The sequence below is a fragment of the Planomonospora algeriensis genome (assembly GCF_977012225.1).
On the sequence record NZ_CDRNDK010000611.1, the window covers coordinates 1 to 3,115 of the forward strand.

Here is a 3,115-nt window from a genome sequence, read left to right on the forward strand (position 1 = left end):
TCCAGCCTCCGGCCCCGGGCGGGCCGGACCTGTGGCTGCTGCGCCGCCCCGACGGGGAGCGGCCGCCCTCCCGCCTGCTGCTGGTGGACGCGGCCGAGGACCTGTCCGCGGTGGAGCCCGCCTGGCGCGCCTACCTCGACGACCCGGAGGCCGAGCCGTCCGGCGCCGGCCGTACGGTCCGGATCGTCGACCTGCTCGACGACGAGGTCGACCTGACCCCCGCCCGGCACCGTCCGCAGCAGGGCGCGCTGGACTTCGCCCGCGACTTCGGCGACGCGCTGGACCGGTTCCGGGCCGCGTCGGCCACGCTGGCGACGCGCCTCCGGCCCTGGAGCCGCTGGCCGAGCGCCACGACCTGCCGGTCACCACGGTCGGCGAGCTGGCCAAGGCCGGGCTGGTCACCGTCCTGGCGGCCCCGCCGAGGATGACCGCCGACTCCGGGCCCGTCCCGGTCCTGACCGCCGAGGACGCCGCCGCGGGCGCGCCGCCCTCCGGACGGCGCCGCGCTCGACCCGCCGCTGGTCGTCGTGTCCCGGCCCCGGCGACGTCGTGGCCACCGCCCTGGGCGCGGTCCGGGTGGTCGCCGAGCCGGGCGCGGCGCTGGGACCGCAGCTCACCCTCTACCGGGTCGACCCTCCCGGCTCGACCCCGACTTCCTGGCCGGGTGCCTGCGCTCCGCCGGGCGGTCCACCCACGCCGGCTCCAGCCGGCTCGACGTGCGGCGGGCCCGGGTGCCGATGCTGCCGATCGCCGAGCAGCGCCGGTACGGCGCGGCCTTCCGCGAGCTGACCGCGCTGGAGGACGGGCTCCGCGAGACGGCGGCACGGGGAGAGACCTTGATCAGGCTAGGCTTTGACGGACTGGTCGACGGCCACCTGCGGCCGTGCGACCGAGGGGTGTGAGTCCCGGAAGTCCGTGGGGAGGGCCGCATGGTCATCGGCGACCGGTACGTTCTCGACGACCTCCCCCTGGGGCAGGGAGGCATGGGCGCGGTCTACGCCGGCCATGACAGGCACCTCGACCGCAGGGTGGCGGTCAAGTTCCTGCGCCTGCACACCGGCCCCGACGAGGAGCTGCAGCGCCGCTTCCTGCGCGAGGCCCGCATCCTGGCCCGGCTGGAGCACCCCGGCGCGCCCGTGCTGTACGACTTCGGCACCTTCGACCACCGGCTGTTCCAGGTGATGCAGTTCATCGAGGGCGTCACCGTGGCCGACCTGGTCAGCGAGCACGGCCCGCTCCCGGCCCCGTGGGCCGCCGCCATCGCCGCCCAGGCCTGCGCGGTGCTCTCGGCCGCGCACGCGCTCTCGATCTACCACCGGGACCTCAAGCCGACCAACCTGATGCTCTGCCCCGACGGGAGCGTCAAGGTCCTGGACTTCGGCCTGGCGATGCTCCGCGAGACCGGCTCCACCCGGTTCACCCGGGTCGGCCAGCTGCTCGGCACCCCCGCCTACATGGCCCCCGAGCAGATCCAGCGCGGCCTGGCCGGCCCGCGCAGCGACCTGTACGCCCTGGGCTGCGTGATCCACGAGATGCTGACCGGCAGGCAGCTGTTCACCGGCCCCACCGAGTACGCCGTGTTCGAGCGGCAGGTCAACGAGCGCCCGCCGCCGGTCCCCGGCGTGCCCGGCGGGCTGGACCGCCTGATCGGGGAACTGCTGGAGAAGGACCCCGACCGCCGCCCGGCCGACGCCGACGAGCTCTACGAGCGCCTCCAGCGGTTCGCCGTGGACCTGCCCATGCTCCCCGGCTTCCTCAGCCCGCCGTCGGCCCCCAGCCCGGTGCGGATGTACGCCCGCATGGTCGGCCGCGTCCTGGCCTGACCCGCCCGGGCGGTGGGTCGAATGAACGGCCGCCCGATGAGCTGTCCGGGGGTGACCCCGGAGACCTGCGCGATCTCCGGGGTCATCTCTCAGTTGGCGCAGTCCTGCCTGTCGAGAGCCATGACCATCTGGTTGATCCGGCTGCCTGACAGCACGAAGATGTAGTCGCCCTTCGGGTTGCGCGGAAGCGGAGCGTAGAAGACTCCGCTCGGGCTGCGGCGCACCTTCGGGTAGGCCTGCTTCATCTGCTTCCTGGTGGAGCCGATTCCGATCCCCCGAGGGGTTCTGGCACTCCGGGGCGCCTCGATGTAGGCCACGGCACGGAGCCTCTTGGAGATGCCCAGGGACGCGCGCGGGGGCGTCCTGAACCTCCAGGTCGAGCAGGTGCCCCTGTTGCTCACACGCCTGATCTTCTCTGTCGCCCGCGCCTTCTCGGCCCCCATCCCGAGCTTGATCCCGCGATAGCCGAACGGCCCGAACTTGCTCTTCGCGGCCGCGGCGGACTCGGCCGCGGTGACGGTGGCCGTGGCCGTGGCCGTGGTCGCCGCCGCGTCGGCGGCGCCGCCGCTCAGGAGCATGCTTGCGGTCAGTGCGGCCGCCAGCAGTGAGCGGCCCGGCATCGGAATCGAGTGCCTCATCATGGTCCCCCTGGTGGTGATCGACGATCTGGTCTCACCCGGTGCGGTGATGTGTGCGCAGACTGTCACGTGATCGTGTTTCTGCAGGTTAATCGGTGGCCGCCCGCGAGATCGGGCACGTGGTCGGTGTGTCGCTCATGCTCCCCATGACCGCGGCCGGACCGTGCACATCCATGCCATGGTGCACGTCGGCAACGTCCGCGCGCTGACCGCGCAGGTCATGTTCGACGAGGCCCTCTCCTCCAGCCGGCCTCCGGTCCATGGACCGCCCCGGCTCGGCCCGCCCGTCCGGCCGGGGCTCCTGCCGGGACCGCGGATCCGCCGGCCGTACGGGGCGGCTCAGCGGCGGGTGACCGGCGCGAGGTGGGCGGTGAACCAGTCGCGGGCGAACTCCGCGACGGTCTCCAGCGCGCCCGGCTCCTCGAACAGGTGGGTGGCGCCGGGGACGATCCGCAGGCTGTTCTCGCAGCGCAGCCGCCGCTGCGCCGCCCGGTTGAGCTCCAGCACCACCTCGTCGTTCCCGCCCACGATCAGCAGGGTCGCGGCCCGTACGGCGGGCAGCCTGGGCCCGGCCAGGTCGGGCCGTCCGCCCCGGGAGACGACCGCCGCGATGTCGGCGTCCGGCTCGGCGGCGCCAGCAGCGCGCGGCGGCCG

The 3,115-nt window shown here is 74.2% G+C and carries 3 protein-coding genes and 2 pseudogenes; 3 read left to right on the forward strand and 2 right to left on the reverse strand.

Features of this window, described 5'->3' with window-relative positions; all coding sequences use genetic code 11:
• The 3 genes and pseudogenes from ACWJ6R_RS33310 to ACWJ6R_RS33320 all read left to right on the forward strand — a co-directional run.
• Positions 1 to 428: pseudogene (locus tag ACWJ6R_RS33310) on the forward strand (hypothetical protein); the annotation flags it as partial.
• 288 nt (positions 429 to 716) lie between these two features.
• Positions 717 to 902 carry a hypothetical protein gene (locus ACWJ6R_RS33315; RefSeq protein WP_449066031.1) on the forward strand — a complete coding sequence of 62 codons (186 nt, stop codon included), beginning with the start codon at positions 717 to 719 and terminating at the stop codon, positions 900 to 902.
• A gap of 27 nt (positions 903 to 929) precedes the next feature.
• Positions 930 to 1,823, forward strand: coding sequence for a serine/threonine-protein kinase (locus ACWJ6R_RS33320; protein WP_449066032.1), 894 nt, complete (start codon positions 930 to 932; stop codon positions 1,821 to 1,823).
• An 89-nt stretch (positions 1,824 to 1,912) separates the two neighbouring features.
• On the opposite strand, the gene ACWJ6R_RS33325 is transcribed toward ACWJ6R_RS33320, so the two are convergent.
• Both ACWJ6R_RS33325 and ACWJ6R_RS33330 read right to left on the reverse strand, forming a co-directional pair.
• Entirely contained in the window at positions 1,913 to 2,461 is a 549-nt protein-coding gene (locus ACWJ6R_RS33325) for a hypothetical protein (protein ID WP_449066033.1), read from the reverse strand.
• A 339-nt stretch (positions 2,462 to 2,800) separates the two neighbouring features.
• Positions 2,801 to 3,115: pseudogene (locus tag ACWJ6R_RS33330) on the reverse strand (phosphoribosyltransferase); the annotation flags it as partial.